We start from the raw sequence: 12,924 nt of genomic DNA on the forward strand, positions 1-12,924 counted from the left end.
GAACCAATGAAGCTACTTTAATATACGGATACTACTTTGTCTTACAAAACTCTTGCAAAGCGTTTAACTCCAATTTCTTTCTTTCAACTCCTTCTTTAACAGAGTTTGAAAATTTTCCAGCCAAATCCGAATCAATAGTTCCAATAACCTGATCTAAAGAACTTTCAAGTTCTGTTAAACTAGATAAAATTCTTTTTTTAATGCTTCTTTGGTCAACAGTTGCCTTTGTTAAGGCTATTTCCCCCATAAATTTAACACTAAGAAGAGCTGCCATGAAACGCTTATCTTCGTATGTTAAATCATTTGTAAGATCAATTTTCGACATACATCTCCTTTCGTAATTTTGCAATCTCATTCGCATATTTTTCAGAGGCTACCTGTAATTCTTTTTGTTTTAACTGATGCGCTTCCTCAATATGAGCTAGTTCGTGATAGTGCTCTGCATTCAATTCTTCATAAACATCTGATAATTCACGATAATAATCCGATAAAATTTCCGTATTACCCATCGTCTTAGAGAAATATCCGACTTCCTCTTCCATCATTTCAATGTTTTGTTTTGTAAAACAATACTGATCATGGATATGATTCATTCTTTTCTCTAGTTCTTTCATCTCCATTTTTAATTCTTCTTCAGTACCATTCCATTTTTCTTCTACTTCTCTAATCGCATTAATGTATTCAATCTCTTTGTTGCCCATTCTTTACCATTGCAATTGAAGTTGGCTTGCTAGAGAAACATCCGTGCCTATTACAGTTGCAATTCCTTTCGCTATGTCTGTTGATAGACTAAAAATACTTTCTTTTATTTTTAGAGTATCTTTTTTAATTTTTTCTAATTCTGTGATGCGATTCGTCTCAATCGTTTCTTTTGTTGCACCAATTTGAGCAAGTGCGCTTATGATATCACTTTCTGTGCAACGGGTCCCTAATACAGTTGAACGGCAAGAAATTAATAACGTCTCCCAGGTTCCTTTTATATCCGCAATACGGAAATCACAGACAGCTAAAATATAATCAGAGGCAATGAGGGTAAACTCCTTCAGCGACTCCACTATTCCCATTGCCTGAATGGTATCCATGGAAATGAGGTCACTTCCGGAGAGTCCGCTTTTCTTCCAAGACTCCAGCGCTTGTTTCTTTAACTGCAGTTGTTCTTTTGTCTGCTTTATTCGAGCTAACCGATAGTCATCTAAACTCTCTTCTTTGACGTTCAAGTAGCCATACTTGTAGTCGTAACCACCCCACATATGTTGTTTTCCTAAATTGCCAGCATCCTTACTGTCAATTCGAACAAGTGTTCCAACAACTCCTTCATTCCCTTCTTCAGAATGTTCCCATGTGACCAAGTCACGCTTGTCTATAAAATTAAAAATTTTATATTTAATCTTATCGACCTGTTTCTTTTCTGCATCACTCAACTGTGGATAAAGGTTGGGTGCTTCATATATATAAGCCCCATCAATTCTATCTAAATATTTATCCTCTAAAGAACCCAGTGAAGATTGGATATTTAAGCCCCCTAAAGAATGAGCATAAAATTTGAAACGAGCATTCGGATATCTATCCATTGCTGCTTTTACTTCTTTCGAAGCCGCATCAAGCTGGGAGGTTTTCCCAGTTTTGATTCCAAGTCTTTTAGCCATTGATATTTGTAATGCAGTTGGAGCATCGGTAAGTACCCAATCATCTACGGCTCCCATGAAATTTTTATCAAATTTAGCTTCCGATCCCTCAAACAAAATTGTTACTTCATGCACATCTTCTGGTCTGGTTTCATGAGTGATTTTTTTATCTGTCACAATATATCCATTTAAACCAGATAGAGCTCCTTGAAACCGTGCTTTCAAGTCTTCGAGAGAGGAAACCATATCCTCTTCTGGTGCCTGGCCAAAAACTTCAGAAACATAGCCTATTGTTTTTTTCTTATTATCTGTATCAATTTTTACTTTATTTCCAACTTTATATTTCGTATATTCCTGCCATGCAATATCATTCTTTTGTTCATCATTAAATACCATTTTTAATCTCCTATTAGATTCTGTAGTTCTGTAGACTCAGACATCCCTACAGATCTAATCGGGCCATCTTCACTACTCTTCCTCAATCCCATACTTCCAGTTATCTCTTTATTTCCATTTATAGTCACTTCAAACATTATCCCCCCCATTGGATTGTGTTCGATCGTTTCATCATTAATTTCATACGATTGGATCTTACCTTTTGGCGTCAAGGCATCTGGATCTGTTGCCTTTAGTTCTTCTTCTATCAACTTTTCCACTTCCTTACTATGCACGATCTGAACCATTTCATGTTGAAAATCAAGATGGTTCTTTACAAGTAGACCTCCCCATAGCAAGACTCCTAATAGCAACACTCCAAATATATAACGGCCGATTTTTCTTTTTTGTTTCATTTTCATCCTCCATAAATTCCTAGTAGTATCACTTTACACTATTTAGTTTTCAAATTTATTACTCTTACTTTAATAATTCGTAAAAATTTTCAAAAAAAGATCCTTTTAAAAAATTTTTTCTAAATATACAAAGCGCTCAAAGAAAATATATTTCATATTCGAATCGAATATGCTTTTCTTTTATTTTGATTATCATTTCTTTTCTACCAGATCTTGAAACTCAATAGATTTACGCACTCCCACTTGTTCGATTGGTGCATCCTTACTATCTTTTCGTAATCCAAAATTTTCGGTTATTTCTTTGTCTCCATTAATGATGATACGAAACATAATCCCTCCCATAGGATTGTGTTCAATCGTTTCATCATCAATTTCATACGATTGGATCTTACATTTTGGTGTTAAGGCATTTGGATCCAACTCCTTCAGTTCTTCTTCTATTAGCTTTTCCACTTCCTTACTACGGACAATCTGAACCATTTCATGTTGAAAATCAAGATGGTTTTTTACAAGTAAACCTACCCATATCAAGATTCCCAGTAACAACACTCCAAATATATAACGACAATTTTTTCTTTTTGGCTTCATCTTCATCCTCATAAATTCCTAGTAGTATCGCTTTACAATATTTAGTTTTCAATTTTATTACTCTTACTTTAATAATTTGGAAGAAAGCTAAATAAACAACCCGATTGCTCCCATTGATGATTGATTTTCCCGCAAATATCAAGCTTACTCTTCCATAAGTTCTTGAAGACCTACAGAGGTATCCATCCCTACAGACTCAATAGGGCCATCTTCACTACGCTTCCATAATCCCATACTACCTGTTATTTTTTTATCTCCATTAATTATTACCTCAAACATAATTCCTCCCATAGGATTGTGTTCGATCGTTTCGTCATCAATTTCATACGATTGAATTTTTCCTTTTTCTGTAAACGCATCCGGGTCTTTCTGTTTCAAATCATGTACAATTAACTCTTTCACTTCCTTACTATGTACAATTCGGACCATTTCTTGTTGGAATTCTAGATGATCCTTTACTTTTGATCCTACCCAGATCAAGATCCCAACAACTATCACAGAAAATACCAAACGTCGTCTATTCTTTCTTTTATTCATATGCACCTCTCCTCAATATTATAATTCGTAAAAATTTTTGAAAATAGAAGATTTTTGTAAAAAAATAACGAAGCGATTCCTTCACTTCGTTAGTTCATTAATTCTGTAACAACACTCACGGCGCTGAGGGCATAGAGTGGTGCGGTTTCTGCTCGAAGAATCCGAGGACCAAGTCCTGCAGGGACTGCTCCTTTAGCTGTAAAACTTTCAATTTCTGCAGGTGAGAGACCGCCCTCTGGTCCAAAGATCAAGAGCAGTTTGCTTCCAGCTTCCAATCCGGTCAGAGACTGAAGTAAAGCTGCTGCCTCTCCTTCTTTAGCCGACTCTTCATAGGCCACCACGATCCGGTCAAACTGGTCGAACTGAGCCAGAAAGTCTGCTTTTTTCTCAAAAAGGGTAATGCTTGGGACAAGATTACGCTTGCTTTGCTCGGCTGCTCCAAGGGCGATTTTTTCTAATTTCTCGACCTTTTTACCCAACTTCTTGCCATCCCACTTGGCGACTGACCAGTCTGCAGGAAAGGCCCAGATTTGGCTAGCACCGAGTTCCGTCACTTTTTGAGTGATGAACTCCAGCTTGTCTCCCTTGGGAAAGCCTGATGCGATGGTCACTTGGACTGGCAGTTCCACATTGTCAGCTAATTCCTCGATCAGCTCCAACTGACGGACTTCTACATTGACCACGCGCGCCAAGCGCTTGATCCCATCATCGAAGACCAAGGTCACCTCATCCTCTTCTTTCAGGCGCATGACCTGAAACATGTGCTTGCTGGTCTCCTTGTCCTCAATGGTGACAGGTGAGCTAGCCAAACCTTTTACAAAATACTGCTGCATGCTAGCCTCCAATCACACCGGAGACATCCTTGGTCTTCTTGAAGACGCAGGCATTCCATTCCCCTTGGATCATGTGGGTTTCAAGGAAAAATCCAGCTGACTCAGCCGACTCACGCACCATGTCCCACTTGTCCTTGATAATGCCACTCATGATCAGATAACCTTCGTCCTTGACCAAGCGATAAGCATCCTCTGTCAGATGGATAAGAATATCCGCCAAGATATTGGCCACGATGACATCTGCCTCAATCTCCACGCCTTTCAGCAAATCGCCTGGAGCTACATGGATGTTTTCCATTCCCGGGTTGAGTTCAATATTTTCCTGAGCGACGCGAACCGCTACATCATCCAAGTCATAGGCAAAGATTTCCTTGGCACCAAGAAGGGAGCTAGCAATAGAAAGGACGCCTGATCCTGTCCCCACATCTAGCACTGTCTCCCCGCCACGAAGGACTTGCTCCAAGGCAAAGAGGCTCATCTTAGTGGTCGGGTGAGTTCCTGTTCCAAAGGCCATACCAGGATCCAGCTTGATAATCTTTTCTCCAGCAGTCGCCTCATAGTCCGTCCATGACGGCACGATGGTCAAGTCATGAGTGATGCGAGCTGGTTCATAGTATTTCTTCCAGTTGTCGGCCCAGTCTTCCTCAGCCAAGGCAGTCGTGCCCATCTTGACCTCTCCTAGATCCATAAAATCCGTCAATTCTGCTAAGCGATCCTGCAAATCCGCTTCAACTGTTGCTACATCAACCGTTTCCGGGTAGTAGGCGGTCACCACGATTTCTTCTTGCTGCTCGACATCAGGAAATATCTCACCAAAGCGATTGACGTTGCCCACATAGTCCATGCTGTCTTCGATTGCGACCCCTTGGGCGCCTAACTCGATCAAGAGATTAGAGACTAGCTCCTCACCCTCACGCTTCACTGTAACTTTTAACTCTTGCCATGTTTCCATCTGATTCTCCTTAACAATCCATTGTTTCTTCTAATTCTTTTAAAGTCTTACCGTCCTTATTTTTCCAATCCGTTCGTCCATTCGTATTCATTCCTAGTACAAAAGCAGCTGCATAAGATGGACTGGAGAACAGTTGTTTTTCTTGTAAAACACCATCTTTAATCACATTTGATTTGATTAATTCCTTACGCAATTCTTTTAGACTAGCTGGTATTGCGGGTGAATCAACCTCATCCACTTGACTGCCTTCTAAAACAACAAAACCTTCCGAAGTCTGTTCGCAGATAGCTTCAATCATTCGATTTGATTTCTTTGTTTTTCGCTTCAAATAGAGATAAGTTGAATTTTCATCAGAAACATTCTGATCCGTTTTCTTGGTCATAGGAACAAACACTCGGTACCCTAAGGTTCCTACAATCATCAAAGTATTTTCTACAACCTCATCCAACTCAGACTGCTTTTCTTCTGTTACATTCCCAGAATTGGGCTCATTCCCATTTTTGACAATAAAGCGCCCCGCGTCCTTTGCTAGTTGTGTAAATTTATTTTCCAAGTAACTAATTTCTGTGGGACCAAAGGAATTATTCTGCGTCGTCAAAATAATCACATCATTAAAATAATCTGCATGGTTATCACGAGTATGTTCCTGAACACGTAAAAGGACACCTTCACCATTTTTGCGATTCGTCGCCTGCCCAATGTAGGTAACATCCTTTTGCTTATTTTCATCACGACCAAATAAGAAATAAATGCCACTTTGCTTCATTTCGTCACGTGATTTTAAATCTAATAATTGAATGCGTGGAATTTTATAGATCACACCTGTCCAATTGGACAAGGTACATTTGATTATACCAGTAACTTCTCCATCCATGAGAAACATGTTGATATTTTTACTACCCTTCATCCTAATTTCTTCTCCACATAATCTCTCACTCGTTCTTGTAATTGGGGAACTACCCGATCCGAAGTTAAAAACTCTTCAAAGCTCACTAACTTATAGCCCTGGCCCTCGTCTCCAAATATGATACTTTCGAACTGTTCCTGCGTCAACTTCCCAACTAAAAAGACAGATTTCTTGTTCCCATCTAGCATACTGGGATAGATCCCAGACCAGATCACTTCCTCTTTCGACAGTTGGATATTTAATTCTTCATAAACTTCACGCGCTACACACTCGAAAGAACTCTCGTCCCCTTCACGACCACCACCTGGCAACTCCCACATATTGGGCCAAGGGATATTTTCCTTGTCATCACGCAAGATGGTCAGTAGCTTATCTCCACAAAAGAGGGCAATTTTACAACCCGTAAAATCCAAGTGTTTATCCAACAATTCCATGATGATGACCTTTTCTTATCATAACTACTACTCTATAGAAAACCCCTAGCTAGCTTTCTTCAATCACCTTTTGGCACTCTGCATCCCAGTACGCCTGCCATCTGCCATGTTTTTTAGCAAAATAAACCGTAAACTCATCATTTACATAATCTGCAACATAGCGAAGATTAGGAGGATTTTCATCAAAACTTAATATCCAAGGGTGGAAGTAAAAGGTTTTCTCCCACCTCTTCTGAGTATAGCCGAGATTCTTGGCAAACTGAGGGATAGGTTGTTGCAACTCGCTTTCCAAATGGGACTGAATGGCATTGTCAAAACTATTCAAACGAGCTAATAGTTGCTTAAACTGATCTTTCTCCTCAATTTTGAAATCACCTATGAACTCAAATTCTGCAAAGTCTATAGAAAATTCAAATAATGTGATTTTACCATCCTCAACATAGTGCCCATCTTCATCAACACAACAACGAGTTCCTGACTTCAATACTCGCTCAAAATCTAAATCCGCAAAGCGATTGCGGGGAAGAATGCAAACTGATTGCTCAGATTTATCTGACTTTCTCCTGAAAAACTGTTTGATTTTTCCTAGCATAGTTTTCCCCTTCTCCTTGAATCTAGTATTCAAAAAAAATACTTAGAATCTTTTCTAATATCTTGGATAGGGATAAAAGGTGCTTTCTTCTAGGCCAACTTTGCCTTCTTCAAAAACTTCTTGGTTCCAGACGATCTCAAAACTCTCTGCTTCTTCGTCTGCTAAGAAATCCATGAGCTCATCCAAGGCCAGCTCAGCTGTATCTCGGAGAAAAGTCGCAAAATAGGCTAGAAACTCACGAGACAAGCCTTTTTTAGGCTCATAAGGAATCGCTGTTAAATAGGTATCTTCCTCCACATGAGACTTGGCTGGATTGTAGAAGATGACAGCTTCTTCAAAGAAAATATCCTCATCAGATTCTTCGCCAGCTTCATCAACCAGTGCAACCCCTCCCGTATTCTGTGCTTCCAAGAGAAAAGCCACTTCTACAGCATGGTTTTTCTTATCCCAATTGATCTCAAAATCAAAAGGAAAAACCTTGTCCATCTCCTCTTCTAAAACATCCAAAAATCCGTATTTAGACATAGCGTCCTCTTTCTAATTTCCCACTCTTAGAGCGGAATATGATACAATAGTTACTACAATCTTACCATAAAAACCGCCTCTTTGAAAGGAGACAAAGCTAGAAAGGAGAAGGAAATGCCCGACAATCTCGCACTCCGTATGCGACCACGAACGATCGATCAAGTCATCGGTCAACAGCACCTGGTTGGAGAAGGCAAAATCATTCGTCGCATGGTCGAGGCCAATCGTCTGTCCTCTATGATTCTCTATGGACCTCCGGGGATCGGAAAGACCAGTATTGCTTCTGCGATCGCAGGAACGACTAAGTATGCCTTTCGGACCTTTAATGCAACAGTTGACAGTAAAAAACGCCTACAAGAAATCGCAGAGGAGGCCAAATTTTCTGGTGGCTTGGTCCTGCTCTTGGACGAGATCCATCGCCTCGATAAAACCAAGCAAGATTTTCTCCTGCCTTTGCTCGAAAGTGGTCTTGTCATCATGATCGGTGCAACGACTGAAAATCCCTTTTTCTCTGTCACACCCGCTATTCGTAGCCGCGTACAAATATTTGAGCTGGAACCTTTGACGATGGAGGAGGTCAAGCAAGCTCTGAAAACGGCGCTGGATGATCCCGAGCGTGGCTTTGACTTTCCTGTCGTGCTTGACGAGGACGCTTTGGATTTCATCGCTACCTCGACCAATGGAGATCTTCGCTCTGCCTTTAATTCTCTCGATCTGGCGGTGCTGTCGACTTCTGAAAATGCAGAAGGCATCCGCCATATTACGCTAGGGATCATGGAAAATAGCCTCCAGCGTAGCTACATCACCATGGACAAAGATGGAGACGGCCACTACGACGTGCTCTCTGCTCTACAAAAATCTATCCGTGGTTCGGATGTCGATGCTAGTCTCCACTACGCCGCTCGTTTGATCGAAGCCGGAGATCTACCCAGCCTAGCTCGTCGCTTGACCGTCATTGCTTATGAGGATATCGGTCTGGCCAATCCAGATGCGCAGATTCATACGGTGACGGCGTTGCAAGCAGCTGAGCGCATCGGCTTTCCTGAGGCCCGTATTCTCATCGCCAACATCGTCATCGATCTAGCCCTTTCGCCTAAATCTAACTCAGCCTACGTTGCGATGGATAAAGCGCTGGCTGATCTTAGAAGTTCTGGCAACCTTCCTATTCCTCGCCACCTCCGTGATGGTCATTATGCCGGAAGCAAGGAACTGGGAAATGCGCAAAACTATAAATACCCTCACAACTACCCTGGCAACTGGGTCAATCAGGACTACTTGCCAGACAAGCTCAAACACGCTTCCTACTTTATTCCCAATGAAAATGGCAAGTACGAGCGTGCTCTCGGAGCCACCAAGGAGAAGATTGATCAATTTAAGAAAAAGTGACATCGGTTTCAAAAAATTGAGATTTTTCCTTGAAATATTTTCAAAATGTGGTATCATATACATATAGAAACGCTGTGGTGTACGACTTCACACTTAAGTGTTGACCGACTATTTTTTGTATTATTAGGGAAACAAAAGACTTCTGGCAGTATGCAGGCCGTTTCACGCGGAAGCAGCTAAGTCAGAGCGAGTTGCCCACCTGCTTAATTGCGCGGGTTCAATACAAATCGTGAAGTATCGGCACCAATACAGCTTTTTATATTTGCCTCCTTAGCTCAGTTGGTAGAGCAGTAGACTCTTAATCTATGGGTCACAGGTTCGAGCCCTGTAGGGGGCATCTAAATCAACAGGAAAAAGCCTTGATTTATAAGGCTTTTTTGCTTGTCTATAACTGATTTGCCCCATCATTTGCCCCACATTTTTTTATGAGCAATCTTTCCAGACATCTCTAATTTGATTAAATTCTTCAAAAATTTTCTCTTCTAAAGTGTGTCCATATACTTCTACTAACATTGAAATATCTTTATGCCCTAGAATTTTTGCAATAACTCCAAGGTCAAATCCTTTGTGCCAGAGGTAGCTTCCATAGGTATGACGTGCTCCTTTTGTCGTGATAATTGGATAAATATCTAATTCATTTAAAAGAACACTCAAAGCTTTATTGACACTTGCAATATCTGGTACCAAGTGAATATATCCATAATGCTGAAAAATCATTTTATACCTATTCTTGATTCCTAGCTCTTTATTAGCCTTCTCCTGTTCAATTTTTAGGTCTTGTAATATCTTAATACATTCTTCGTCTATCGGTACCATCCGAATAGACGTTTTGTTTTTTGGAGGGACAAATTTATGAGAAAGGGTATTAAACCTCCTATATGTTTTTAGCAGTCCTCTGTCAAAGTCAACTTCATTCCAAGTTAACGCTATTAACTCTCCAAACCTCATGCCTGTTTTTAATAGAAAATAGATGATATAAGGAACAATTGAACGTTGGTAATCAAATTTTTTCTTTACTGCTAAAAGTAAATCCAGATAGTCCCTTTCTGTATGTAAATATTTCTCTTCTGTCATCTGTTGTTCTTTGGATGAAAATAACTCGACATGTTGTGTAAAATCATCAATTAGAACTTTGTCGGCAATTGCCATTTGGATGCTTTGATGAATCCCAGTATTCAATCTACCAAGAAAATTTCTACCAACTGTTTGCCCATACTTATTCATTATTCTTTGGTATTCACTCGCACGAATTTGAGTGACTTTTTTATTTCCAAATAATCTTTCAATTGTGTTTTTACGGAGAAGATATTTTCTCTTTGTCTCTTCCGACCTACTACTCGGTAGAATTTTTAGTTCAAGCCATTCTTGATATAGATCGACAAGAGAAATATCTCTAGAAATTCTTTTTCCTAAACGAAGTTCTTGCAGAATCGGTTCAGCTTCTGACTCTGCAAGTTTTTTTGTTTTAAAACCGCTATTATGAGCAATAGTTTTTCCTTCGCTACGAATTTCATAGGTCCATAAATTACTATCTCCTCGCTTTCGATAACGAACACTCGCCATATTACGCCACCTCTGTTCCTAGAATCTCATTTACAACACTTTTTGGAACAACCATCAAACGTTTGCGATTATAAAATGTATAGCCTCGTGATACAAGTAATTCTCTTGCCTGATGGATGATATCATTTGCAGTGTGAGGGCGATAGCCCATTTCAATTAATTCTTTGTTGCTAATTAAATTATTATCCATAGTTATCCTCCTTATTGATTTTCTAAAGTCAGAAACTCACCTACAAGTAGTTGTAATTCTGTATTTAATTTAGGGAGATTCTGTATTAATACTTCTTTTAATTCTTCCGCAAATTGATTCGTTTCTTCTCTCAATAGTTTGCGGACTCTTGTTTTTTTCTTTTTGATGCTGTCTGATTTTAATTTTGGAAAAGCCAATGACAACAGTTCAGGATTGTTGAGAAAGATAATTGTAAATGCTCTTTGATCCACTCGAATATGATCTAGCTTATAAAATCCGAAATTATCAAGTCTACTCATAATATCTTGGACCATCTCCTCACCAATCGCTTTGGTTCTGAGTTGGAACTCTAGTCTCCACCAAAACGGATTTACATCCAAATCTAGCTTCTCTTCTCGCTTGTGAGCAATGATTTCTTTATTCTTATCATATAACCTAACTTGTACATTACTACCGCTAGAACCCCAATATTTCGTCTCTAATTCGCCCCCTCGACCATAGAAGACCTTATGGGTAACACCACCTTTAATATGTTGCAAATTAACGATCTCAGGCCTGTTGAAAATGTCAAATGCCAAATCAAAACGAGACAAACGTACCGTCAATGAATTCAATCTGGCAAAGTACATTAATTGCCTCCATACTTTCATTCCATCAAATTCTTTTAAAGTGTTAGGATTGAAATCAATCCGAATCAATTGTTCACCTCCATAAGTGGATAATTGAAAAAATATAATATTGATTGAATCATACTCATTAAAATCTTTAGCTAAAGTAAAGACATCATCTCGAACATTATCATATATTTCAAATGAATCAACTCTTGTACTTATTGCCTGTTTCAGATTTTTGAAAATCCGCCTTAGGGAACCAGTATCTGTATCCCAGATAACCGTTAATCTATCAATACTGACATCTAACCTCTGTACTAATTCTCCTATTTCACATCGTTCTTGAATGCTTCTTAAATCTTGTATAGAAACCAACAAAATTGTCCCCCCTTCTTTTAGATTTTTTAGGTCTCAGAAACACCGTCAAATCAACGTTTGCTCGTTCCGTCGTTCTTTGGACGTTGTCCTAAGTGTACCTTTTTGCTGGCTGTTAGAATAGCCAGTTTTTGCTTGGCTAGAAATTGTCTGGACGGCAGTCTGCAGGACTTCGCCTGACTTCCCGTCAGGCTCGTCCCTTGTCCTTGTCCACACAATTTCTAGCTCCAAGGCTTCGAATAGTCATAAGTCATAGTCTCGTCTTCAACTTCCTCCTCACTCACTATTCCTAAACAGATGAACTATTTTGCATTATTTATAACTTATTTTTAAGTTATAAATATATTTTATAAAAAATATTTTTGGAAGTCAATTAAAAACTTGATTTGTAAGTTTATAGGTGATAGAATAAGTTTAAAATAAAAAACAGGAGTTCATCATGACCTTTATTATTCAAAATTTTGGACCCAATTTGGCACGACTACGCATAGAAAAAGGAGTGAGTCAAACTCAACTTGCGGAAGATTTAGGAATCGGTAAACAATCCATCTCTGACTACGAAAAACAAAAAAGCTACCCCACCTTTGCAAATTTAGATAAGATAGCAGAATATTTTAATGCAACTCCAACTCAACTTTTTGGAACGAGTAAGGAGATTGAATTAGAAAAGAGTGTTCTTGAATCGAATGAATACTCTGATAAAGTAAGTGAGATCTTAAAGGCTGTCAAATACATCGAACATTTTCTACAAACTGATGGACAGTACTTAGAGGATTTACTTTACCTAACAAGAGGCAACCAGCTATACACAGAAGATGGAGATGAGTTGTATATTGATCCAACTTCTCAGAAAAGAACATTTCATAACCAATATGAACCTGGTTTTATTGTAGCAAGAGATAAATCCCCACTAGAACTCTTAATTGAAAATAAGGACCTATTAGATTAAAAAAAGCGAGGATATGTACTGATCCCAAAAGTTAGATTTTTTCTGTCTAACTTTTGGGGTGCAGTA

The 12,924-nt window shown here is 39.1% G+C and carries 18 protein-coding genes, 1 tRNA gene and 1 other RNA gene; 4 read left to right on the forward strand and 16 right to left on the reverse strand.

Annotation, left to right across the window (positions count from 1 at the left end; genetic code table 11):
* Positions 1-31 precede the first annotated feature (31 nt).
* From HMPREF2904_RS06135 to HMPREF2904_RS06190, 12 genes are all read right to left on the reverse strand, one after another.
* Positions 32-325 carry a hypothetical protein gene (locus HMPREF2904_RS06135; RefSeq protein ID WP_070661022.1) on the reverse strand — a complete coding sequence of 98 codons (294 nt, stop codon included), beginning with the start codon at positions 323-325 and terminating at the stop codon, positions 32-34.
* Positions 312-701, reverse strand: coding sequence for a hypothetical protein (locus HMPREF2904_RS06140; RefSeq protein WP_070661024.1), 390 nt, complete (start codon positions 699-701; stop codon positions 312-314). The genes HMPREF2904_RS06135 and HMPREF2904_RS06140 overlap by 14 nt, the downstream gene beginning before the upstream one ends.
* Positions 702-704: 3 nt before the next feature.
* Positions 705-2,021: a hypothetical protein gene (locus tag HMPREF2904_RS06145; RefSeq protein ID WP_070661026.1), complete on the reverse strand. Its 1,317-nt coding sequence runs from the start codon at positions 2,019-2,021 to the stop codon at positions 705-707.
* A 2-nt stretch (positions 2,022-2,023) separates the two neighbouring features.
* Positions 2,024-2,416: a DUF1310 family protein gene (locus HMPREF2904_RS06150; protein ID WP_070661033.1), complete on the reverse strand. Its 393-nt coding sequence runs from the start codon at positions 2,414-2,416 to the stop codon at positions 2,024-2,026.
* A 192-nt stretch (positions 2,417-2,608) separates the two neighbouring features.
* On the reverse strand, positions 2,609-3,004 hold the full coding sequence (locus HMPREF2904_RS06155) for a DUF1310 family protein (RefSeq protein WP_070661036.1): 396 nt from the start codon (positions 3,002-3,004) through the stop codon (positions 2,609-2,611).
* A 144-nt stretch (positions 3,005-3,148) separates the two neighbouring features.
* The gene (locus HMPREF2904_RS06160) at positions 3,149-3,541 is read right to left on the reverse strand and encodes a DUF1310 family protein (protein ID WP_070661038.1); all 393 of its coding nucleotides are present in this window, start codon (positions 3,539-3,541) and stop codon (positions 3,149-3,151) included.
* A gap of 89 nt (positions 3,542-3,630) precedes the next feature.
* Positions 3,631-4,374, reverse strand: coding sequence for a 16S rRNA (uracil(1498)-N(3))-methyltransferase (locus tag HMPREF2904_RS06165; RefSeq protein ID WP_070661041.1), 744 nt, complete (start codon positions 4,372-4,374; stop codon positions 3,631-3,633).
* 1 nt (position 4,375) lies between these two features.
* Positions 4,376-5,326 carry a 50S ribosomal protein L11 methyltransferase gene (gene prmA / locus HMPREF2904_RS06170; protein WP_070661043.1) on the reverse strand — a complete coding sequence of 317 codons (951 nt, stop codon included), beginning with the start codon at positions 5,324-5,326 and terminating at the stop codon, positions 4,376-4,378.
* 10 nt (positions 5,327-5,336) lie between these two features.
* Positions 5,337-6,233: a GIY-YIG nuclease family protein gene (locus HMPREF2904_RS06175; protein WP_003014207.1), complete on the reverse strand. Its 897-nt coding sequence runs from the start codon at positions 6,231-6,233 to the stop codon at positions 5,337-5,339.
* Positions 6,230-6,667, reverse strand: a complete 438-nt coding sequence (locus HMPREF2904_RS06180; protein WP_003014209.1) for an NUDIX hydrolase — start codon at positions 6,665-6,667, stop codon at positions 6,230-6,232. The genes HMPREF2904_RS06175 and HMPREF2904_RS06180 overlap by 4 nt, the downstream gene beginning before the upstream one ends.
* Positions 6,668-6,716: 49 nt before the next feature.
* Positions 6,717-7,259, reverse strand: coding sequence for a hypothetical protein (locus HMPREF2904_RS06185; RefSeq protein WP_070661058.1), 543 nt, complete (start codon positions 7,257-7,259; stop codon positions 6,717-6,719).
* 54 nt (positions 7,260-7,313) lie between these two features.
* A complete protein-coding gene (locus HMPREF2904_RS06190) occupies positions 7,314-7,784 on the reverse strand; it encodes a DUF3013 family protein (RefSeq protein ID WP_070661060.1) in 471 nt (156 codons plus the stop codon).
* A 114-nt stretch (positions 7,785-7,898) separates the two neighbouring features.
* Here HMPREF2904_RS06190 and HMPREF2904_RS06195 point away from each other — a divergent pair, with 114 nt between their 5' ends.
* From HMPREF2904_RS06195 to HMPREF2904_RS06205, 3 genes are all read left to right on the forward strand, one after another.
* The gene (locus HMPREF2904_RS06195; protein WP_070661063.1) at positions 7,899-9,170 is read left to right on the forward strand and encodes a replication-associated recombination protein A; all 1,272 of its coding nucleotides are present in this window, start codon (positions 7,899-7,901) and stop codon (positions 9,168-9,170) included.
* 66 nt (positions 9,171-9,236) lie between these two features.
* A non-coding RNA gene (ssrS, locus tag HMPREF2904_RS06200) (6S RNA) lies at positions 9,237-9,429 on the forward strand.
* A 5-nt stretch (positions 9,430-9,434) separates the two neighbouring features.
* Positions 9,435-9,507 (forward strand) — tRNA-Lys (locus HMPREF2904_RS06205).
* Between the two features lie 86 nt (positions 9,508-9,593).
* Here the strand turns inward: HMPREF2904_RS06205 and HMPREF2904_RS06210 are convergent.
* From HMPREF2904_RS06210 to HMPREF2904_RS12140, 4 genes are read right to left on the reverse strand one after another with little or no spacing between them, the layout of a single operon-like run.
* Positions 9,594-10,733: a site-specific integrase gene (locus tag HMPREF2904_RS06210; protein ID WP_002887076.1), complete on the reverse strand. Its 1,140-nt coding sequence runs from the start codon at positions 10,731-10,733 to the stop codon at positions 9,594-9,596.
* A 1-nt stretch (position 10,734) separates the two neighbouring features.
* Positions 10,735-10,923, reverse strand: a complete 189-nt coding sequence (locus HMPREF2904_RS06215; RefSeq protein ID WP_000369785.1) for a DUF3173 domain-containing protein — start codon at positions 10,921-10,923, stop codon at positions 10,735-10,737.
* An 11-nt stretch (positions 10,924-10,934) separates the two neighbouring features.
* Positions 10,935-11,912, reverse strand: a complete 978-nt coding sequence (locus HMPREF2904_RS06220; RefSeq protein ID WP_002887075.1) for a hypothetical protein — start codon at positions 11,910-11,912, stop codon at positions 10,935-10,937.
* 45 nt (positions 11,913-11,957) lie between these two features.
* Entirely contained in the window at positions 11,958-12,140 is a 183-nt protein-coding gene (locus tag HMPREF2904_RS12140) for a hypothetical protein (RefSeq protein WP_080976925.1), read from the reverse strand.
* Between the two features lie 208 nt (positions 12,141-12,348).
* On the opposite strand from HMPREF2904_RS12140, the gene HMPREF2904_RS06225 reads away from it, so the two are divergent.
* A complete protein-coding gene (locus HMPREF2904_RS06225; protein ID WP_014712806.1) occupies positions 12,349-12,858 on the forward strand; it encodes a helix-turn-helix domain-containing protein in 510 nt (169 codons plus the stop codon).
* The last annotated feature ends 66 nt before the right edge of the window (positions 12,859-12,924 follow it).

Source organism: Streptococcus sp. HMSC072G04 (assembly GCF_001813295.1).
Lineage (GTDB): Bacteria > Bacillota > Bacilli > Lactobacillales > Streptococcaceae > Streptococcus.

Bases quoted from the DNA above. Each gene is read 5' to 3' on its own strand.
- HMPREF2904_RS06135 (WP_070661022.1), bottom strand. From the start codon at position 325: ATGTCGAAAATTGATCTTACAAATGATTTAACATACGAAGATAAGCGT.
- HMPREF2904_RS06140 (WP_070661024.1), bottom strand. From the start codon at position 701: ATGGGCAACAAAGAGATTGAATACATTAATGCGATTAGAGAAGTAGAA.
- HMPREF2904_RS06145 (WP_070661026.1), bottom strand. From the start codon at position 2,021: ATGGTATTTAATGATGAACAAAAGAATGATATTGCATGGCAGGAATAT.
- HMPREF2904_RS06150 (WP_070661033.1), bottom strand. From the start codon at position 2,416: ATGAAACAAAAAAGAAAAATCGGCCGTTATATATTTGGAGTGTTGCTA.
- HMPREF2904_RS06155 (WP_070661036.1), bottom strand. From the start codon at position 3,004: ATGAAGCCAAAAAGAAAAAATTGTCGTTATATATTTGGAGTGTTGTTA.
- HMPREF2904_RS06160 (WP_070661038.1), bottom strand. From the start codon at position 3,541: ATGAATAAAAGAAAGAATAGACGACGTTTGGTATTTTCTGTGATAGTT.
- HMPREF2904_RS06165 (WP_070661041.1), bottom strand. From the start codon at position 4,374: ATGCAGCAGTATTTTGTAAAAGGTTTGGCTAGCTCACCTGTCACCATT.
- prmA (WP_070661043.1), bottom strand. From the start codon at position 5,326: ATGGAAACATGGCAAGAGTTAAAAGTTACAGTGAAGCGTGAGGGTGAG.
- HMPREF2904_RS06175 (WP_003014207.1), bottom strand. From the start codon at position 6,233: ATGAAGGGTAGTAAAAATATCAACATGTTTCTCATGGATGGAGAAGTT.
- HMPREF2904_RS06180 (WP_003014209.1), bottom strand. From the start codon at position 6,667: ATGGAATTGTTGGATAAACACTTGGATTTTACGGGTTGTAAAATTGCC.
- HMPREF2904_RS06185 (WP_070661058.1), bottom strand. From the start codon at position 7,259: ATGCTAGGAAAAATCAAACAGTTTTTCAGGAGAAAGTCAGATAAATCT.
- HMPREF2904_RS06190 (WP_070661060.1), bottom strand. From the start codon at position 7,784: ATGTCTAAATACGGATTTTTGGATGTTTTAGAAGAGGAGATGGACAAG.
- HMPREF2904_RS06195 (WP_070661063.1), top strand. From the start codon at position 7,899: ATGCCCGACAATCTCGCACTCCGTATGCGACCACGAACGATCGATCAA.
- HMPREF2904_RS06210 (WP_002887076.1), bottom strand. From the start codon at position 10,733: ATGGCGAGTGTTCGTTATCGAAAGCGAGGAGATAGTAATTTATGGACC.
- HMPREF2904_RS06215 (WP_000369785.1), bottom strand. From the start codon at position 10,923: ATGGATAATAATTTAATTAGCAACAAAGAATTAATTGAAATGGGCTAT.
- HMPREF2904_RS06225 (WP_014712806.1), top strand. From the start codon at position 12,349: ATGACCTTTATTATTCAAAATTTTGGACCCAATTTGGCACGACTACGC.